The organism is Streptomyces sp. NPDC028928, assembly GCF_055564915.1.
Genome location: NZ_JBVHVI010000010.1, coordinates 299,212 through 316,795 on the forward strand (window position 1 = coordinate 299,212; position 17,584 = coordinate 316,795).

The 17,584-nt window shown below is 70.6% G+C and carries 18 protein-coding genes; 4 read left to right on the forward strand and 14 right to left on the reverse strand.

All coding sequences use genetic code 11. From position 1 onward, the window contains the following. The first annotated feature begins 95 nt into the window (after positions 1-95). A complete protein-coding gene (locus tag ACZ4U1_RS24980) occupies positions 96-1,661 on the forward strand; it encodes a CocE/NonD family hydrolase (protein WP_467906077.1) in 1,566 nt (521 codons plus the stop codon). A gap of 49 nt (positions 1,662-1,710) precedes the next feature. On the opposite strand, the gene ACZ4U1_RS24985 is transcribed toward ACZ4U1_RS24980, so the two are convergent. From ACZ4U1_RS24985 to ACZ4U1_RS25025, 9 genes are all read right to left on the reverse strand, one after another. Continuing rightward, positions 1,711-2,589, reverse strand: coding sequence for an amino acid ABC transporter permease (locus ACZ4U1_RS24985; RefSeq protein WP_467906078.1), 879 nt, complete (start codon positions 2,587-2,589; stop codon positions 1,711-1,713). Further along, on the reverse strand, positions 2,586-3,230 hold the full coding sequence (locus ACZ4U1_RS24990; RefSeq protein ID WP_467906080.1) for an amino acid ABC transporter permease: 645 nt from the start codon (positions 3,228-3,230) through the stop codon (positions 2,586-2,588). The genes ACZ4U1_RS24985 and ACZ4U1_RS24990 overlap by 4 nt, the downstream gene beginning before the upstream one ends. A gap of 10 nt (positions 3,231-3,240) precedes the next feature. Then, positions 3,241-4,107, reverse strand: coding sequence for a glutamate ABC transporter substrate-binding protein (locus ACZ4U1_RS24995; RefSeq protein ID WP_467906227.1), 867 nt, complete (start codon positions 4,105-4,107; stop codon positions 3,241-3,243). A gap of 62 nt (positions 4,108-4,169) precedes the next feature. Next, positions 4,170-4,913 carry an amino acid ABC transporter ATP-binding protein gene (locus ACZ4U1_RS25000; RefSeq protein ID WP_467906082.1) on the reverse strand — a complete coding sequence of 248 codons (744 nt, stop codon included), beginning with the start codon at positions 4,911-4,913 and terminating at the stop codon, positions 4,170-4,172. Positions 4,914-5,059: 146 nt separating this feature from the next. Continuing rightward, positions 5,060-5,500 carry a DUF6278 family protein gene (locus ACZ4U1_RS25005; protein ID WP_467906083.1) on the reverse strand — a complete coding sequence of 147 codons (441 nt, stop codon included), beginning with the start codon at positions 5,498-5,500 and terminating at the stop codon, positions 5,060-5,062. Positions 5,501-5,515: 15 nt separating this feature from the next. Next, a complete protein-coding gene (locus ACZ4U1_RS25010; RefSeq protein WP_467906085.1) occupies positions 5,516-6,295 on the reverse strand; it encodes an exodeoxyribonuclease III in 780 nt (259 codons plus the stop codon). 35 nt (positions 6,296-6,330) lie between these two features. After that, positions 6,331-6,966, reverse strand: coding sequence for an MBL fold metallo-hydrolase (locus tag ACZ4U1_RS25015; protein WP_467906087.1), 636 nt, complete (start codon positions 6,964-6,966; stop codon positions 6,331-6,333). Between the two features lie 38 nt (positions 6,967-7,004). Next, on the reverse strand, positions 7,005-8,294 hold the full coding sequence (gene pcaDC, locus ACZ4U1_RS25020) for a bifunctional 3-oxoadipate enol-lactonase/4-carboxymuconolactone decarboxylase PcaDC (protein ID WP_467906089.1): 1,290 nt from the start codon (positions 8,292-8,294) through the stop codon (positions 7,005-7,007). A 32-nt stretch (positions 8,295-8,326) separates the two neighbouring features. Next, positions 8,327-9,427, reverse strand: a complete 1,101-nt coding sequence (locus tag ACZ4U1_RS25025) for an IS110 family RNA-guided transposase (RefSeq protein ID WP_467906091.1) — start codon at positions 9,425-9,427, stop codon at positions 8,327-8,329. 721 nt (positions 9,428-10,148) lie between these two features. Between ACZ4U1_RS25025 and ACZ4U1_RS25030 the strand changes: the two genes are divergently transcribed. The 3 genes from ACZ4U1_RS25030 to ACZ4U1_RS25040 all read left to right on the forward strand — a co-directional run bounded on the left by ACZ4U1_RS25030 (position 10,149) and on the right by ACZ4U1_RS25040 (position 13,390). Further along, positions 10,149-11,348 carry a hypothetical protein gene (locus tag ACZ4U1_RS25030; protein ID WP_467906092.1) on the forward strand — a complete coding sequence of 400 codons (1,200 nt, stop codon included), beginning with the start codon at positions 10,149-10,151 and terminating at the stop codon, positions 11,346-11,348. 11 nt (positions 11,349-11,359) lie between these two features. Further along, positions 11,360-11,950 carry a hemerythrin domain-containing protein gene (locus ACZ4U1_RS25035; protein WP_467906094.1) on the forward strand — a complete coding sequence of 197 codons (591 nt, stop codon included), beginning with the start codon at positions 11,360-11,362 and terminating at the stop codon, positions 11,948-11,950. 348 nt (positions 11,951-12,298) lie between these two features. Next, positions 12,299-13,390, forward strand: a complete 1,092-nt coding sequence (locus ACZ4U1_RS25040; protein ID WP_467906096.1) for a carboxylate-amine ligase — start codon at positions 12,299-12,301, stop codon at positions 13,388-13,390. Between the two features lie 64 nt (positions 13,391-13,454). Here the strand turns inward: ACZ4U1_RS25040 and ACZ4U1_RS25045 are convergent, their stop codons facing one another. The 5 genes from ACZ4U1_RS25045 to ACZ4U1_RS25065 all read right to left on the reverse strand — a co-directional run bounded on the left by ACZ4U1_RS25045 (position 13,455) and on the right by ACZ4U1_RS25065 (position 17,447). Next, positions 13,455-14,000: a hypothetical protein gene (locus tag ACZ4U1_RS25045; RefSeq protein WP_467906098.1), complete on the reverse strand. Its 546-nt coding sequence runs from the start codon at positions 13,998-14,000 to the stop codon at positions 13,455-13,457. 264 nt (positions 14,001-14,264) lie between these two features. Continuing rightward, the gene (locus tag ACZ4U1_RS25050) at positions 14,265-14,807 is read right to left on the reverse strand and encodes a DUF1360 domain-containing protein (protein ID WP_467906099.1); all 543 of its coding nucleotides are present in this window, start codon (positions 14,805-14,807) and stop codon (positions 14,265-14,267) included. Continuing rightward, the gene (locus ACZ4U1_RS25055; RefSeq protein WP_467906101.1) at positions 14,791-15,759 is read right to left on the reverse strand and encodes a Rieske (2Fe-2S) protein; all 969 of its coding nucleotides are present in this window, start codon (positions 15,757-15,759) and stop codon (positions 14,791-14,793) included. Before ACZ4U1_RS25055 ends, ACZ4U1_RS25050 begins: the two co-directional genes overlap by 17 nt. 42 nt (positions 15,760-15,801) lie before the next feature. Further along, entirely contained in the window at positions 15,802-16,977 is a 1,176-nt protein-coding gene (locus ACZ4U1_RS25060) for a zinc-dependent alcohol dehydrogenase (protein ID WP_467906103.1), read from the reverse strand. Continuing rightward, positions 16,974-17,447 carry a hypothetical protein gene (locus ACZ4U1_RS25065; protein ID WP_467906104.1) on the reverse strand — a complete coding sequence of 158 codons (474 nt, stop codon included), beginning with the start codon at positions 17,445-17,447 and terminating at the stop codon, positions 16,974-16,976. Before ACZ4U1_RS25065 ends, ACZ4U1_RS25060 begins: the two co-directional genes overlap by 4 nt. Positions 17,448-17,584: the final 137 nt, after the last annotated feature.

Genomic DNA, 17,584 nt, shown 5'->3' on the forward strand with positions numbered 1-17,584 from the left:
TTTACCCGTACGTAACTTACCGACGGGTTACTTGCGGTAAGGGGACAAGGTTACCGTCGGGTCACTTTGCACTGACACGAGTGAAGGAGTGACCCATGGGACAACGTCGCACCGGGCTGCGCGCCTCCGCCGCCGCAGCCGTGTCCGCGGCACTGCTCGCCGGCACCGTCGTCGGTCTGGCACCGGCCGCCGAGGCCGCCCCGGCCATCCGCTTCGTGGACATCGCCGGCGACGGCGGCACCGTACTGAAGGCCAACGTCCTCACGCCCGAGGGCGCCGACGGCACGCACCGCTATCCGCTCATCGTGCTGCCCACGAGCTGGGGACTGCCCCAGGTCGAGTACCTGGCCCAGGCGCAGGCGCTCGCCGACGCCGGCTACGTGGTGCTCGCCTACAACGTGCGCGGCTTCTGGCAGTCCGGCGGCCGGATAGAAGTGGCCGGTCCGCCCGACATAGCGGACGCCTCGAAGGTCATCGACTGGGCCCTCGACCACACCCCGGCCGACCCGGAGCACATCGGCATGGCGGGGGTGTCGTACGGCGCCGGGATCAGCCTGCTCACCGCCGCCCACGACAAGCGGGTCAAGGCCGTGGCCGCGCTCAGCGGCTGGGCCGACCTGATCGACTCGATCTACTCGGGGCGCACCCAGCACCTCCAGGCGGCGGCCGTGCTGGACGGCGCGGCCACCCTCACCGGCCGCGAGAGCCCCGAACTGCGGGCCATCTTCGACAACCTGTACTCCTCGAACCTGTCGAAGGAACAGGAGATGATCGACTGGGGGCAAAAACGTTCCGCCACGACCTACGTCGACCAGCTCAACAAGAACGGCGCCGCCGTCATGCTGGCCAACGCCTGGGGCGACACGGTCTTCCCGGCGAACCAGTACGCCTCCTTCTACGAGAAGCTGACCGTCCCGAAGCGGCTCGAACTGCGGCCCGGCGACCACGCGACGCCCGAACTGACCGGTCTGTTCGGGCTGCCCAACGACGTGTGGACGGACACCCGGCGCTGGTTCGACCACTACCTCCGGGGCGCCGACAACGGCGTCGACCGCGAGCAGCCGGTCCGGCTGAAGTCCCGTAGCGCGGGGGGGTACGAGGGCTACCCGGACTGGAAGTCGGTCACCGCGACCCGGAAGAAGATCGCGCTGGCGGGCTCCACCACCATCCACGCGAACGTCGACTCCGGCGCGGACGGCGGGATCGTCTTCCTCTCCAGCATCCTGGACCAGGTCGCCCAGCTCCCGCCCGTCGCGTCGATGCCGCTGCTGCCGCGCCGCTGGGCGGCCGTGTGGCAGTCGGAGCGCTACGGCAGCGCACAGCGGGTGCGCGGCACCACCACCCTGCACACCACGCTCACCCCGACGAAGGAGAGCGGCACGCTCGTCGCCTACCTGTACGACGTGGGCCCGCTGGGCATCGGCAAGCTGGTCACGCACGCGCCGTACAGCTGGCACGGGCGGACGCCCGGCGATCCGTTCGCCGTCGACCTGGAGCTGTTCTCCACGGCCTACGACGTCCCCGCCGGGCACCGCCTCGCACTGGTGGTCGACACGGTCGACCCGCTCTACGCCGAGCACAACCCGTCCGGCGCGCAGCTGACCTTCTCCTCGCCCGGGGACGACCCGTCGTACGTGTCCGTCCCGCTCGGCGAGCAGTGATCTCCGGCTGCCGCCGGACGAGCATGGCCCGCGTGAACTGCCGCCCCCCTTACGGTCTCGGGGCCGTGGGGGGCACCCCACCCGGCAGCAGCGCCCCCGGCCCGGGTGTGGCGACCGCCACCCCCTTGGTCTTGGGGCTGCGCCGCTCACGCCGGGACACCCAGTCGGCGAACCACGAGAGCAGCATGCACATCCCGATGTAGATCGGCGAGATCACCATCACCACAGGGATGAACGGCAAATCGTAGTCGAGATCGGAGGCGATGAGTTTCCCGGCATGGAGGAACTCCTCGTAGGTGATGAGAAAGCCGAGTGAGGTGTCCTTCAGCGCGACCACCAGCTGGCTGATGATGGCGGGCAGCATGGCGCGCACCGCCTGCGGGACCAGGACGTGCACCATGACCTGCGTCTTGCGCATGCCGAGCGCGAACGCGGCCTCGTGCTGGCCGCGTTCGACGGCGTTCACGCCCGAGCGGAAGACCTCGGCGAGCACCGAGCCGTTGTAGAGGGTGAGTCCGGCGACCAGCGCGGGCAGCGGCTGCACCTTCAGCGCCACGAAGATGAAGAAGATCATCACCAGTACGGGCATCGCGCGGAAGAACTCCACGACGAGCGTGGCGAGCCAGCGCACCGGCCGGTGGTCCGACAGCCGGCCGGTGGCCAGCACCCCGCCCAGCGCGAGCGAGAGGACGGCCGCGACGGCGAACGCCTTCAGGGTGTTGCCGAGGCCGCGCAGCAGCAGCTCCTGGATGCCCTGGTACTCGAAGGGCATCCACTTGGTGCGGGTGAACTGGCCGGTGTCGAAGAGGAGGTACAGGATCCAGGCGAGCAGCGCGAGGAGGACGACGGCGGACAGGGCGCCGTAGAGGGCGTGCCGCCGGCGGGCGCGCGGGCCCGGGACGTCGTAGAGCGCGGTGGCCTCGGTCATCGGGGGACCCCCCAGGTCCGCTCCAGCAGGTGGAACACGGCGCTGATGGCGAGCGTGACGACCAGGTAGCCGACGGCGATCCAGACGAACGTCCAGATGATGTTGTAGCCGAGTTCGTTGATCGTCTTGTACGTGCCGAGCAGTTCGGTCACGCTGAACGCGCCCGCGATCGCCGAGTTCTTGGCGAGCGCGATGAGCGTGGAGCCGACGGGCGGGATCACCGACCGGAACGCCTGCGGCAGCACCACCAGGGACAGGGTCTGCCCGAAGGTCATCCCGAGGCTGCGGGCCGCCTCGCCCTGCCCCTTGGGCACGGTGTTGATGCCCGAGCGCAGCGCCTCGCAGATGAACGCCGAGGTGTAACAACCGAGGGCGAGGACCGCGAACACCTTGAAGGGCAGCACCAGTCCGAACCGGGGCAGTCCGAGCAGCACCGCGAAGAACAGCAGGGTGAGCGGGGTGTTGCGCAGCACGGTGACCCACACGGTGCCGAAGACCCTGAGCGAGCCGACGGGCGCGACCCGGAAGGACGCCATCAGGAAGCCGAGCGCGAGGGCCAGCAGGGAGGCGTAGACGGTCAGTTCGAGGGTGCCGAGGAAACCGTCGCCGTAGGTCGAGAAGTTGTCCGTCAGTACGTTCATACGGTCCTCGTCAGCTCGCCGGGTAGCGGTCGATGGCGGGCGGGTGGGGCGCGGGCACGCCGGAGAGGCCGAGCGTGGCGTCGTACGCCTTCCTCCAGTCGCCGTTCCTCTCGCGGGCCGCCAGGGCGTCGTCCAGTGCGAAGCGCAGGGCGTTGTCGCCGTGCGGGACGCCGATGCCGTAGGGCTCCTTCGAGAACGGCCTGCCGACGACCTCTAGTTCGTCGGGGGCCTTGGCCGCGTAGCCGATCAGGATGGCGTCGTCGGTGGTGACGGCGTCGACCTGGTAGGTGAGGAGGTTGTCGACACAGACCGAGTAGGTGTCGTAGGCGACCAGGACCGCCCTCGGGTAGTCGGCCTTGATGCGCTGGTACGGCGTGGAACCGGCCGCGGAGCAGACGCGTTTGCCGGCGAGGTCCTGGGGGCCGTGGATGTCGTGCTCGTCGGTGCGGACCAGGAGCGACTGCCCGGCCATGTAGTAGGGGCCGGCGAAGCCCACGAGCTTCTTGCGGTTCGCGTTGATGGTGTAGGTGCCGACGTAGTAGTCGATCTGGCCGTTCTGGAGGGCCGTCTCTCGGTTGGCGGAGGCGATGGTGCGGAAGCGGATGCTCTTCGGCGGGAAGCCGAGGGAGGCGGACATCATCCTGGCGATCTCGATGTCGAAGCCGGAGTAGGTGCCGGTGGCCGGGTCCTTCTCGCCGAGGTAGGGCTGGTCCTCCTTGACGCCGACGACGAAGTGGCCGCGCCTCTTCGCCCGGGTCCAGGTCCGGGAGGCGGGCAGCCGGTAGCCCTCGGCCACCTGGTAGTGCGGGAGCTTCTCGGCCGCCGGCCCCTTGCTGGGCGGGCTGCCCTCCCGGCCGCAGGCGGCGGCCAGCAGCATCAGGACGGCGCACAGGGCGCGCGGCGCACGGGTGGTACGGAACACGGGTCGCACTCCCCCGGTCAGTGCTTGAGGATCTTGGAGAGGAAGTCCTTGGCGCGGTCGCTGCTCGGGTTCGTGAAGAACTCCTCCGGGCTGCGGTCCTCGACGATCCGGCCGTCGGCCATGAAGACGACCCGGTTGGCGGAGGCGCGGGCGAAGCCCATCTCGTGGGTGACGACGACCATGGTCATGCCGTCCCGGGCGAGCCGGCGCATGACCTCCAGCACCTCGTTGATCATCTCGGGGTCGAGGGCGGAGGTGGGCTCGTCGAAGAGCATCACCTTGGGTTCCATGGCGAGCGCGCGGGCGATGGCGACGCGCTGCTGCTGGCCGCCGGAGAGCTGGGCCGGGTACTTGTCGGCCTGGTTGAGCAGGCCGACGCGGTCCAGGAGTTCCCGGGAGCGGCGGTCGGCGTCGTCCCTCTTGCGCCCCCGGACCTTGACCTGGGCGAGCGAGACGTTCTGCAGGACCGTCTTGTGGGCGAAGAGGTTGAAGGACTGGAAGACCATGCCGACCTCGGCGCGGAGCCGGGCGAGGGCCTTGCCCTCCGCGGGCAGCGGCTGCCCGTCGAGCGTGATGGTGCCGGACTCGATGGTCTCCAGCCGGTTGATCGTCCGGCACAGCGTCGACTTGCCCGACCCGGAGGGGCCGATGACCACGACCACCTCTCCCTTGCCGACGGTCAGGTCGATGTCCCTCAGGACATGCAGCTCCCCGTAGTACTTGTTGACGTTCCGCAGTTCGATCAACGGATCGACGGCCATCCGCAGCCCTACTCACTCTCAGCTGTGTCGTGGTTGCCGCAACCTATCCAGACGACAGCGGAGTTGACGGGCGACACGCACCTTCCGGGCAATAGCCGTATTTACGCCGACAGGGGTATCAGGGGGGCTCAGGGAGTCCGCGGGGGTCAGGACTCGGCGATCTCCGCGTACAGCTGGGACAGCTCGGGGACCCCGCCGGCCGCCCACTCCTGCCCGGCCGGCACCACCTCCACCGCACGGCCGGAGGCGAGCCGTACGACGGGTTCGCCGTCGGGCCGGATCCGCCAGGTGGCGCCGGGTACGGTGCGCACCACGACGGTGCCCAGGTACAGCCCGGCGTCGTGGCCGAGCCCGGGCAGGGTCTCGGGGTCGTCCCGCCAGCGCGGGGCCATCTGGTCCAGGGCCTCCAGGGAGGCCGGGGTCCCGTCCAGACGGACACCGGCCCGCTCCGCCTGCGAGCGCAGCAGCTCGCACTCGGACAGCAGCGCGGCGAGCGCCTCGGGGTCGGAGGAGAGCGCCGCGGAGCCTGCGGTGAGGGCCGCGTCACCGTTCTTCTTGTGCCGGGGGCCCAGGAACGGAAGGTGCATGGCCCCAGCGTGGCATCACACGTCCAGGTCGACCACCACCGGCGCGTGGTCGGAGGCGCCCTTGCCCTTGCGCTCCTCGCGGTCGACGTAGGCGTCCTTGACGGCCTTCGCGAACGGCTGGTTGCCGTAGACCAGGTCGATGCGCATGCCGCGGTTCTTCGGGAAGCAGAGCTGGCGGTAGTCCCAGTACGTGAACGGGTGCTCGTACTTCAGCGGACGCGGCACGACGTCGCCGAGGCCCGCCTCGCGCAGGGCGGCCAGGGCGGCGCGCTCGGCCGGGGTGACGTGGGTGGAGCCCTCGAAGGCCGCCGGGTCGTAGACGTCGTCGTCCGTCGGCGCCACGTTGTAGTCGCCCAGGACGGCGAACGGGCGGCTGCCCTGCGCGTCGCCGTACACGGCCGCCTTCAGGGCCTCGAACCACTGGAGCTTGTACGCGTAGTGCGGGTGGCCGACCTCGCGGCCGTTCGGCACGTACACCGACCAGACGCGGACCGGGCCGCAGGTCGCCGAGATGGCGCGCGGCTCGGTCACACCGTCGAAGCCCGGGTCGCCGGGCAGGCCCTTGACCACGTCCTCGATGCCGACGCGGGAGAGCACCGCCACGCCGTTCCACCGGCCGGTGGCGTGCACCGCGGCCTCGTACCCCAGCTCGCGCAGCTGGTCGAAGGGGAACAGGTCCTCGGCGATCTTGGCTTCCTGGAGGCAGAGCACGTCGGTGCCGCTGCTCTCCAGCCAGGCCAGCAGCCGGGGAAGGCGGGCGGTGATCGAGTTCACGTTCCAGGTGGCGATGCGCATGCCTCACAACCTACCCGGAGCCACTGACAACGGGCTCAGAGCTCGGTCCAGGACCCCGGGTGGAGCCGCTGGTGTTCCGTGCCGCCCAGGCGGCCGAGGTGACCCTCGTAGATCGGCAGGGCGAGGTCGGTGAGCAGGGCGTCGTGGACGTCGTACGCGCGCTGCGGGCCCACCTCGCGGACGTAGTCGATCACCTCGGAGATCTTGTTCCAGGGGGCCATCACCGGCACCAGCAGCGTCTCCACCGCCTCGCCGGGGACGGTGAGGGCGTCGCCGGGGTGGAAGACCCTCCCGCCGTCGATCAGGTAGCCGACATTGGTGACGCGCGGGATGTCCGGGTGGATCACCGCGTGCAGCTCGCCGTGGACCTGGACGTCGAAGCCGGCGGCGGTGAAGGCGTCGCCGTGGCCGACGGTGTGCACGCGGCCCGGGAAGGCCGCCGTGATCCGGTCGGCGACGGACTTCAGCGTCCAGATCTCGGCGGCCGGGTTGTTCTCCATGGCGGCCCGCAGCCGGAACTCGTCGAAGTGGTCCGGGTGCTCGTGCGTGATCAGGATCGCGTCCGCACCGAGTGCGGCGTCCTCCTCGGAGAACCCGCCCGGATCGATGACGAGGGTCTGCCCCTCCTTGTCGAGGCGGACACAGGCGTGGGACTTCTTCGTCAGCTTCATGTCTCCCCATCCTGCCGCCTGCGGCCGCCTCCCGGGCGCTACCCGGCGGGCGTGGTCTCCTCCCGGATCACCTGCTGGGCCACCCGGAACGCGCTGTTCGCGGCCGGCACCCCGCAGTAGACGGCCGCCTGGAGCAGCACCTCCTTGATCTCGTCCGGGGTGAGCCCGTTGCGCAGGGCCGCCCGGGTGTGGAAGGCCAGCTCCTCCAGATGCCCGCCCGCGACCAGCGCGGTGAGCGTGATGCAGCTGCGGGTACGGCGGTCCAGGCCCGGCCGGTCCCAGATCTCGCCCCAGGCGTAGCGGGTGACGAAGTCCTGGAAGTCCCCGGAGAACCCGTCGGCCTGCGCCAGCACCCGGTCCACGTGCGCGTCGCCGAGCACCTCGCGGCGGATCTTCAGCCCGGTCTGGTACCGGTCCGGCGGCCCGGCGGGCTGGGCCGGCACGGGCGCCGGGGCGATCTCGGCGACCGGCGCGGGCTGCGGCGGCGCGGCCGGGACCGGGACGGCCGGCATGCCCGGCAGGGCGGTCTGGCCGGTGTCGAAGGGCTGCTGCCAGGCGGTGGAGAAGTGGTGGACCAGCAGGTCGGTGACGGCGGCGGGCTGCTCGACCGGCACCAGGTGCGAGGCGCCGGGGACGACCGCGAGCCGGGCGTCCGGGATGCCGGCGACCAGGGTGCGGGCCTCGGCGGGGCCGGTGACCTGGTCGTCGGAGCCCACCAGCACCAGGGTCGGCACCCCGACCCGGCCCAGCTCGGGCCGTACGTCGAAGGAGGCGAGGGCCTCGCAGGCGGCGATGTAGCAGCCCGGGTCGGTGGTGCGGACCATCTGTACGGCCCACTCGGTGATCGCGGGCTGCGCGGCGGCGAACCCGCCGGTGAACCAGCGGTCGGGCGAGGTCCGGGCGATCGGGTCGAGTCCGTTGGTGCGCACGACCACCCCGCGCTGCCGGAACTCGTCCGCGGTGCCGAACCGGGGCGAGGCGGCGACCAGCGCGAGCGAGGCGAGCCGCTCGGGGTGGCGCAGGGCCAGTTCGATGCCGATCGCGCCGCCCAGCGCACAGCCCGCGTAGCCGAACCGCTGCACGCCGAGCGCGTCCAGCGTGGCCAGCAGCCGGGCGGTCAGCTCGGCGACCGAGCCGGCCGGGTGGGCCGGGGCGCCGCCGTGACCGGGCAGGTCGAAACGGAAGACCCGCCACTGCTCGGCCAGCTCCGGCACCTGGCGGTCCCACATGTGCCATGTGGTACCCAGTGAGGGACCCAGGATCAGGACCGGAGCGTCTTCTGGCCCGTCAAAGCGGTATTGCAGGGTGTTCGGTGGTGTCTCACTCACGCCCCAGACCCTCTCACGTCTCACGACTGCCCCTATAACGGAGGTTGCGGTTGCACAGGTCTGACCAGGTGGAAGACCTCCCGGGCCGCGTAGCGCTTGAGGCTGCGGACTATCTCGCGCCGGGTCTTGCCCTCCTTGCTGCGGCGTTCGTAGTACTCCTGGGTGCGCGGGTCGACGCGCAGGCGGGTCTGCACGATCCGGTGCAGGGCCGCGTTCGCTTGCCGGTCGCCGCCGCGGTTGAGACGCCGGTACTGCCGACTGCCCGAGGAACGCTCGACGGGGCTGACCCCGCACAGCGCCGCGAAGGACGCCTCACTACCCAGGCGTTCCGGGTTGTCCCCGATCGTGATCAGCAAAGTGACGGCCGTGTCCGGACCGATGCCCACTACCTCGAGCAGCTGCGGAGCGTGGCGCTCCACCAGCCGGGTCAGGCGGCCTTCCAGATCCTGGATCTCTTCGCTGAGCTGCCTGATGCGCCGGGCCAGGAGACCCAGGGTGACGTGGGTGGCGTGAAGCACCGCCCCTTCGCCGGCCTCGTGGTTCTGGCTGTCGTCGAGGAGCCCTGCGCAGGTGCGGATGAGCTCTGCGTTGCCCAGCCCGGCCAGTTCCTCCCTCAGCTGCGGATCGGCACGGATGAGGACGGCCTTGAGCTGGTTGATCGCCTGGGTACGGGCCTTGACCGCCGAGTCCTTGGCCAGCTTGTACATCCGGGCGATCTCCACCGGCCCATCGCCCGCCTTGGCCTGGGCGCGCGCCCGCCCGCTCAGCACCGCCCGGGCCGCGTTCTCGGCATCGAGTGGGTCCGACTTGCCGCGCCGACGGCGGTCGGCCCGGTCGAACCGATTGACATCGAAAACGTCGACGCCCTGGGCCAGCAGGTAGCGGGACAGGGCCGCCCCGAAGGAACCGGTACCTTCCACTCCGGCGCGGCGCACCGCACCCGACGCCCTGGCCCACCCCAGCAGGTTGCGGTAGCCGGCCGCGCTGGCCGGGAACTCCTGGGTGCCGATTACTTCCCCCACCAGGGAGAGCACGGCGGCCACATGGGCATCCCGGTGCGTGTCTACTCCCAGGACCACCTCCCTCGCTGGCCGACGCCGACGAGGACGCGAAGCGGTGGACGTGCCGGTCATGCTCGTTACCTCTTAGGCCGACGGCTTATCGCGTAGCCGGCACCGGGCCGTGCGGACGGTCAGAATCGTGATGACGCCTTTCCGGCAAGCCCCTATCGAGACACGTCCATCAGCCCGAGACCAACAGTGCGCTGTCTCCTGGCCAGCGGTCGACACAGTGTGATCAGGACACCTCGGTCAGAGATCTCAGGAGTCAGACCCGCCGCAGGACAGCGCCCACCTACTGTTCTCCGTCTGACCGGCTTGCAGCCACGTCAGCCCGCTCGTTCGGATGAATTGACTCGAACCGCCCGTCGCCGACGAGCAGGACTGCCAAGATGCCGCCGTCGTGCGTCACTGCGAGTCGAAGGCGGACCATTGGAACCGCGGGTCAACGAGCGGCGGCTCTCGATATTGCAGTGGGTGGAAACCGGGTGCCCTACCCACTGTGCCCGAGGTGGTTTCGGACACACGTATACGGCGGTCGGCAGACGGCGGCCGGCCTCACGTCCGGCAACCGTCCGGCGCGGACGACGGCCCCGGTGCGCACCGATCTGGTCATGCCATAGCGCTCCGGCACTGTCACCCCGGCTGATCCAGTAGGGGGAATCGCACGGCCCCCGGGCGCGAGCGGTGGCTGAAAGCCAGCGATGACGGTGAGACTCGCAGGTGGACCTGTGCTCGTCGTCCGCGGCGGGGTACCCGCCGGCGCACGAGTCGCCCTGCATCAGGAGGCACCCCCATGACCTTCAATCCCTTGGAACAGCGGGGCATCCCGCTGGACCGTCAGCTGCGCAGCTGGCGGGAGCTGGACGTGCAGCCGATCGACCCCGACCGGTGCGACCCGTACACCCGGTGCCGGATCATCACGATGAACGGGATCGAGGTGGAGGCCATCCTCTTCAGCCACCAGCTCGCCCGCAACACGGCCGACCCGGAGATCAAGCGGCAGCTGGCCCGCACCCGCTACATCGAGGCGCAGCAGCAGAAGGTCGTCAACTGGCTGCTGCCGGGCGTCTCCTCGGTGCTCGAGACGACCATCGCCTACGAGCAGGTCGCCGTGGACCTCACGGCGTGGGTCGCGCGCATGGAGCCCGACCCCTATCTGAAGCAGGCGTACCAGTTCGGCGTGCTGGAGGACTTCGACCACCTGTACCGGTACGCCAACCTGTACGAGATGATCGAGCACCGCAAGGCGGAGTCGATCGTCGACAACCTGACCGAGGTCATGCCGGGCCGGCCCACCCGGTTCCACCACCGCGACCCCGTCGACAACGTCCGCGACCCGTACGACAAGGACGCCACGAACCCGCTGTCGAAGCTGCACGCGTTGACGATCCTGTCGGCGGAGCAGCAGACCATGAACTTCTACATGAACACCGGCCCCACCTACATGGAGCCGATCGCCCGCCAGCTCTACCAGGAGATCGGGCTCATCGAGGAAGAGCACGTCACGCACTACGAGTCCCTCGTCGACCCGGGCGAGACGTGGTGGGAGCAACTGGTCAACCACGAGTACAACGAGTGCTACCTGTACTACTCCTTCATGGAGCAGGAGAGCGACCCCAGGGTGAAGTCGATCTGGGAGCTGCACCTGAACATGGAGCTGGAGCACCTGCACACCGCCTGTGACCTGATGCGCCGGCACGACGGGCGCGAGCCGCAGGAGGTCCTGGCGCCGGAGCTGCCGAACGTGCTCACCTTCGAGCCGAACAAGCAGTACCTGCGCGAACTGCTGGACACCCAGATGGACCTCACCACCCTCGGCGCCGGCTACGTGCGCGAGGCCCACGAACGGTTCGAGAAGATGCAGGAGCAGATCCACGGCGGCGAGGCCCCGCCGAGCGACCGGGTCATGACGGAGCACGACGCGATGTTCGGTCGCGAGTACCGCGTGCAGACCGAGGGCGAGCACCCCGACCCCGCCCAGCGCGAGAAGTGAGGCCGCCGCACATGTCCGAGCTTCAGACGCCCCAGGCCGGCGACGACCGGGCACCCGACATCGACGTGGTTGCTCTGCTGATGCGTCAGCACGGCGACATCCGCAACCTCTTCGACGAGGTCGAGCAGAGCCAGGGCGAGGAACGCCGGGACGCCTTCCATCGCCTCGTACGCCTGCTGGCCGTGCACGAGACCGCCGAAGAAGAGGTCGTCCACCCCTTCGTCCGCAGGGCAGTCGAGGGCGGCGACCAAGTCGTCAAGGACCGTCTCGCGGAGGAGAAGTCGGCCAAGGAGACCCTCGCCGCCCTGGACGACATGGACACCGACGACCCCAAGTTCATGCCCCGGCTCATGCAACTGCGCACCGAGGTGCAGGAGCACGCCAGGGCGGAGGAACGCTACGAGTTCTCGCACATCCGCCGCAGCACCGATGTCACGAACCTCGCCGCCATGGCCAAGGCCGTCAAAGCCGCCGAGGCGATGGCTCCCACCCGGCCCCACCCCGGTGTCCAGTCGGCCACCGCCAACGTGGCCCTCGGTCCGGTGGCCGCACTCATGGACCGCACGAAAGACGCCGTCCGCAAGGCCATGGGGCAGAGCTGACATACCGGAGCCGTGAAGTCGGGCCGCCTCAAGAATGCCAAGGGGCGCTCGAGGACTGCCAGCCGGTATGCGCCGAACGCGACAGCCAGCCGCGCCACGAGACAGGGCTGCAACGGGCCGGCGCTCAGAAGTGAGTCTCCGGGCCACCACCGAGCGATCGACGCATGGGCATCCGGGCGGGATCCCGCCGGGCTTGTCGGCGACGGGTGACGGTTTACAGGGAAGTGGGTGCGGTCACTCGGGCGCCGCCGAGTGACTTCTCCGGTGAGTCCTCGCCGGTGCGATGCACCTGCCGGGAGCATCGGGAGCCAGTCCGGCAGCACGGCCGGGCGGAACAGAAGGCGATCGATGACGACGATCGGTGTGGAAGAGGAGTACCTGCTGCTCGACCCAGTCACGGGTCTGCCGGTACCCATGGCGGACAAGGTGCGAGCCGCAGCCGGCCTAGGGCGCCTCGTGGCCGACCAGGAGGTGCACTGCGAGCTGCTGCAGGCGCAGGTGGAGGTGGCCGCCCCGGTATGCGGCACGCTTGAGGAGGTCGGCGGGCACCTGCTGCGGCTGCGGCACGCCGTCGGAGCGGCTGCCGAGGCGCACGGCTGCCGGATCGCTGCCTGCGCCACACCCCCGCTGCGCCACGGCCATCCCGTGGCGGTCACCGACCAGGCCCGTTACCGGGCCATGCTCGCCCAGGCGCCCCAGCTGGTGGCGGAGCAGCTGGTCAACGGCATGCATGTGCACGTCGGCGTGCCCAGCAGGGAGACCGGCGTGCAGGTCCTGAACCGGATCCGGGTGTGGCTGCCGACCCTCACAGCCTTGTCGGCGAACTCTCCGCTGTGGGACGGCCACGACACCGGCTTCGCCAGCTGGCGCACCGTGATCTTCAGCCGCTGGCCGGTCAGCGGCATGCCCCCGCACTTCGCCGACATCGCCGACCACGACCGGCGCGTTCAGCAGCTACTGGATGGCGGTCTGATCTCGGACACCGGTCAGCTGTACTGGCAGGCGCGGCTCTCGGCGCGGTATCCCACCATCGAGGTGCGGTGCCTGGACGTGCAGCTGCGCGCCGACGAGGCGGTGATGCTCACGGGCCTGGTCCGGGCCCTCGTGGAGACCGCGCTGGCGGAAGCCGCCGCCGGCGCTCCAGCGCTCGACTGCGACCAGGAACTGCTGCAGGCCAGCATGTGGCACGCCGCCCGCCACGGACTGAGCAGCACCCTGATCGATCCCGGAGGCCGACAGCGCCGGGCCGGCGAAATGCTGTACGAGCTGCTGCGCCACGTCGCTCCCGCGCTGGACGCGTCCGGCGACGACCGGCAGGTGACGGCCCTCGTCCACCGGCTCCTGCAGGGCGGCACCGGCGCCGACCGGCAACGCGCCGCCTTGGCCCAAGGCGGCCTTCCCGCCGTCACCGCTCTGATCACCGCCATGAGCATGCCCTGACCTGCCGCGGCCCCCTGGCGTCAGGCAGTACTGCTCGGGCACGGTGGAACCACTCGACGCCCACTCACTTTCCGCCGTCTGCTCCGTAGGCGTGTCCGCGGGGCAGGGGGCCGAAGCCAGCGTGGCGGCCGGGGCGGGCGGCAGCGTGGCGCTGCCCGGGGCCGGGCCCACTGCGGGCGGCGAGGGCGTCGGCGACGGCGCCGGTGGCGAAGGCGTAGACGGCCTTGTGGAGAAGGTCCACGGCGAGCTCCTGGCGGGGCCAGGTGGCCGGTGGAGCGCCGACGCCGGTCGCGTTTTCCAGGATCTGGTCGTTGGTGATGCGGACGACGGTGAACTTGGCGGAGGCGATCGGTCCGCGCAGTCCGGTCTGCGCCATGACCGACCGCAGCACTCCGAGAAGGGCCGCCTGGCCGTAGTGCATGGCCCAGTTGACCGGCAGCGGCTGTCTGCCGGAACGTTCAGGCAGGCCGGTCAGCCGCTGGAGAACCCGTGCGGGCACATGGGAGTCGGGGCGGCCGGTGACGGCCTGCTCGATCTTCTCACCGAAGGTCATCACGACTCCCCCGGCGGTGCCGGCGAGCAGTCCCTGCCACAGTGCGCGCTTGAGCATGCCCCGGCGAGTACCCGCTACGACCGCCTTCACCCGGGTGGTCGGTGCCCCGCACCAAGCGGACGCCCGGAAAAACCAATCGGTCGCGGTCGCAGACCGCCTCTGCCCGGGGGATTCCGCCCACGCTCCGATCTGCCTCTCGTCGGTGTGGCGCCGGCCGTCCATGCGGCCCGCAGCGAACGGGCACACCTGCCGCTCCCGCATGTCAGTCCTCGGCCCAGCTCCGGGCCGAGGAGTGCAGACCCACCGCGGCCCGCTGCCGGGTCACTCGCCGGTTGTCTTCTCGATGAACGCGCTGTAGGCCACTTGCAGCGTGTCCGCGCCGGCCAGAGCGGCGAGCGCGCCCATGGCGGTGCGTGTCGCGCGCGGCCAGAGCAGTTGGCCTGCGGTCAGGGTGGAGGCCACCCAGACGCTCATGCAGAAGGGACAGGTCGCCAGTTCTCCGACGGTGTGCTTGGCGTCCTCGGACTGTGCTTCCTCGTGCAGTTCCGCCGGGCGCTGCGGGGCGACGTACCGGGTGAAGGGCGCGCGCAGCGGGCTGGTGACCGATGCCTTGGTCAGCAGTCGGCTGAGCCGGAACGTGGCGACCGAGGTCAGGACCACGTCCCACGGCTCCGGCCGCTCGGGCAGCGGCCGCCCGCGGAGCCGTACGGCGGTGGCCCAGGCCGTCGTGTACGCGGCGAAGCCCGTCATAGCTGCGAGGTAGCCGCCCAGCGGCCGGTCGTGCCCTGCCGCGTACTGCCTTCCGGTCCGCTGCAGCAGCGCGTGCATACGTCCTGCGAGGCGGCCGTCAGCTGCGGTGTTCATGGGTTCCCGTCTCCGTACGCCGTTGTTCCTCGCCCGCCTCGCCCGGCGCCTGCCCGTCCGGATCCTGTTGGCGCAGGCGTATCTCGACGTGGCCGTCGGTGATCCGGGTGTCGAAAGCCGGCTGGGGCGCGGTGGCCGGACCGCGGACGTTCCAGCCGTCCGAGAGCCGGAAGACGCTGCCATGCCAGGGGCACTGGACGCATCCGTCGCTGACCTTGCCTTCGGAGAGCGGCCCGGCGAGGTGGCTGCACCGTTCGGCCAGGGCGTGGATCGCCCCTCCGGTTTCCCGGACGACCAGGACCGGGACGTCGTCCACGCTGCGCCGCACCGGCCGGTCGACCGGGAAGTCCGCCACGGCTCCGATCCGGTGCCAGCCCTGGGTGACGACGTACGGGACCTCTTCGGCGTGGTTGGCGCCGGATGCCTGGCGGTAGGCCAGGTGGCCGCCCAGCATGCCACCGAGCGCGACGGCCGTCAGGCCGAGGAAGCCATAGACCCGGGCCGTGGCGTCCCGTCCCCTGGCGCGGCAAGTGAGCGAGGCGGCGTACAGGCCGACAGCCGTGGAGTTGGCCAGGGCGTGCACCAGCCCGACGCGCTGCTGCTGGCGGTGCAGCTCCGCCCAGTCGACCCAGCCCGCCAGGGCCGCGGGCGCGGCGGAGGCCAGGCCGACGCCGACCAGCAGGCCCGCCTCGCGGGAGCGGCCGGGGTACAGGTCCAGTACCGCCGCCGACAGCCAGCTGCCGATCGGTACCTGCACCATCAGTGGATGCACCGGGTGCCCCAGCCACCTGCCGTGCAGAAGGTCCCGCCCGTCACCGAGGGGCAGGGTCTGCACCCTCTTGCGAACCGCGTCGATCACCGCGTCGGCCCTGGGCTCCCGCTCCAAGCGGTCCAGCAGCCACAGGAGGCGGCTCTGCCGCATCCGGGGGCGACGGCGTGGCGTAGTGCTCATGGTCGGCCGGGTCCCCACCTGCGCGGACGGCAAACGGAGCGGTCAGTCGCCCGGCCGGATCACCGCCCGTACGCAACCGTCCTTCTTCTCCTTGAACATCTCGTAGGCCCGCGGCGCCTCCTCCAGTGGCACGGTGTGGGTCGCCAGGTGGGCCGTGCTCAGCTCTCCGGCCGCCAGCCGGTCCAACAGCATGGGGATGTAGCGCTGGCCGTGCTGCTGGGCGCCCCGCACGGTCAGCCCCTTGTTGATCACCGCGCCGAGGGGGAACTTGTCGACGGCGCCGGCGAACACGCCGAGGACGAAGACTGTGCCGCCCTTGCGGCAGGCGTGAATGGCCTGCCGCACGGCCGTGGGACGGTCGGTCTGGAGCCGGAGCTGCTGCTTGACCTGGTCGTAGAGGTGCACGGGGCTGTCGCTGTGCGCTTCCATGCCGACCGCCTCGATGCACACGTCGGGGCCGCGCCCGCCGGTGCGCTCGCGCAGTTCCACCCCGACGTCGGTACTCGTGTAGTCGATGACCTCACTGCCGATGCGCCGCTCAGTCATCTCCAGACGCTCGGGGATCCTGTCGATGGAGATCACGCGTTCCGCGCCCAGCAGGATCGCGGCGCGCGCCGCCATCTGCCCGACGGCCCCGCAGCCCCAAACGGCGACCACGTCGCCGGGCTTCACCCCTGCCAGGTCGGCGCCCATCCATCCGGTGGGCACCGAGTCGGACACGAACAGGGCGCTGGTGTCGTCGACCCCCTCGGGGACGGGGAACGCCCCGTAGTCGGCGAAAGGAACGCGCACGTACTCGGCGTGACTGCCGCGAAGCCCGCCCATGGCGTGGGAGTAACCGAAGATGCCGCCGGTGTCGGCGCCGAAGAGGGCCTGACCGATGCCGGGATTGGTGTTGGTGTTGTCGCACAGGGACCACAGGTCGTGGGTGCAGTACCAGCAGCGGCCGCAGCCGACGAACGAGCAGACCACCACCCGGTCGCCCACCTTGTGCCGGCGCACGGCCGAACCGACCTCGACGACCTCGCCGAGGAATTCATGCCCGATGACGTCCCCGGCGCGCATGAACGGGATGTAGCCGCCGATGAGATGGAGATCCGAGCCGCAGGTGGTGCCCGCGATCAGCCGTACGATCACGTCCTGGTCGTTGCGCAGGACAGGATCCGGCACCTGCTCGACGGACAGCTTGTTGACGCCTTCCCAGCACAGGGCCTTCACAGCACTCCCTCCCCACCGGCGCGGCGGCTGAGCAGACCCACGAGCTTGCCGCCCGGGGTGTCGTGCGTGGTGGGCGGTGCGTCGGGCTGCAGCACTTCTCCCGCCTCCAGCAGCGCCTTCGCTGCGCGCAGGGCACGGCGCAGATCCTGGCGCGGGTCGGCGCCGGCGAGCCGCGCGGGCACCGAGTACGCGGCGTCCGGCTCGGTTTCCCTCAGGCGCACCGCCAGCTCCGTGCCCCGGTCACCGGGCGCCGGACGGATGCGAGTCTCGATACGGTGGGCGTACTCCTGCAGCGGCGACGGCAGCTTGTCGGCCTGCACGTCGTGCGGCGCGCAGTTGACCGTCACCGTCAGCCAGCGCTCCCCGGCGACTGCGCGGGGCGGCCGTGCCTTCGCTCGCCGCATGACGACGAAAGCCCCGGCGGCCAGCCCTGCGGCGGCCACCGTCAGCGATTTCCCAGCGGCACTCATGCGCGGTCACATCCTCGAGAGGCGGAAGTCGTACGAGTGAGCGCGCACCACGGGGGATGGCGAGCGCCTGTGCGCGGCGAGTACCCCAACTCCTTTCCGCTATCTGCCCGGTGTCCGGGCGTGGCTCGCCGGAGAGT

Excerpts from the sequence above, each read along its gene's own strand:
- ACZ4U1_RS24980 (WP_467906077.1), top strand. The coding sequence starts at position 96 with ATGGGACAACGTCGCACCGGGCTGCGCGCCTCCGCCGCCGCAGCCGTG.
- ACZ4U1_RS24985 (WP_467906078.1), bottom strand. The coding sequence starts at position 2,589 with ATGACCGAGGCCACCGCGCTCTACGACGTCCCGGGCCCGCGCGCCCGC.
- ACZ4U1_RS24990 (WP_467906080.1), bottom strand. The coding sequence starts at position 3,230 with ATGAACGTACTGACGGACAACTTCTCGACCTACGGCGACGGTTTCCTC.
- ACZ4U1_RS24995 (WP_467906227.1), bottom strand. The coding sequence starts at position 4,107 with ATGCTGCTGGCCGCCGCCTGCGGCCGGGAGGGCAGCCCGCCCAGCAAG.
- ACZ4U1_RS25000 (WP_467906082.1), bottom strand. The coding sequence starts at position 4,913 with ATGGCCGTCGATCCGTTGATCGAACTGCGGAACGTCAACAAGTACTAC.
- ACZ4U1_RS25005 (WP_467906083.1), bottom strand. The coding sequence starts at position 5,500 with ATGCACCTTCCGTTCCTGGGCCCCCGGCACAAGAAGAACGGTGACGCG.
- ACZ4U1_RS25010 (WP_467906085.1), bottom strand. The coding sequence starts at position 6,295 with ATGCGCATCGCCACCTGGAACGTGAACTCGATCACCGCCCGCCTTCCC.
- ACZ4U1_RS25015 (WP_467906087.1), bottom strand. The coding sequence starts at position 6,966 with ATGAAGCTGACGAAGAAGTCCCACGCCTGTGTCCGCCTCGACAAGGAG.
- ACZ4U1_RS25025 (WP_467906091.1), bottom strand. The coding sequence starts at position 9,427 with ATGACCGGCACGTCCACCGCTTCGCGTCCTCGTCGGCGTCGGCCAGCG.
- ACZ4U1_RS25030 (WP_467906092.1), top strand. The coding sequence starts at position 10,149 with ATGACCTTCAATCCCTTGGAACAGCGGGGCATCCCGCTGGACCGTCAG.
- ACZ4U1_RS25035 (WP_467906094.1), top strand. The coding sequence starts at position 11,360 with ATGTCCGAGCTTCAGACGCCCCAGGCCGGCGACGACCGGGCACCCGAC.
- ACZ4U1_RS25040 (WP_467906096.1), top strand. The coding sequence starts at position 12,299 with ATGACGACGATCGGTGTGGAAGAGGAGTACCTGCTGCTCGACCCAGTC.
- ACZ4U1_RS25045 (WP_467906098.1), bottom strand. The coding sequence starts at position 14,000 with ATGCTCAAGCGCGCACTGTGGCAGGGACTGCTCGCCGGCACCGCCGGG.
- ACZ4U1_RS25050 (WP_467906099.1), bottom strand. The coding sequence starts at position 14,807 with ATGAACACCGCAGCTGACGGCCGCCTCGCAGGACGTATGCACGCGCTG.
- ACZ4U1_RS25055 (WP_467906101.1), bottom strand. The coding sequence starts at position 15,759 with ATGAGCACTACGCCACGCCGTCGCCCCCGGATGCGGCAGAGCCGCCTC.
- ACZ4U1_RS25065 (WP_467906104.1), bottom strand. The coding sequence starts at position 17,447 with ATGAGTGCCGCTGGGAAATCGCTGACGGTGGCCGCCGCAGGGCTGGCC.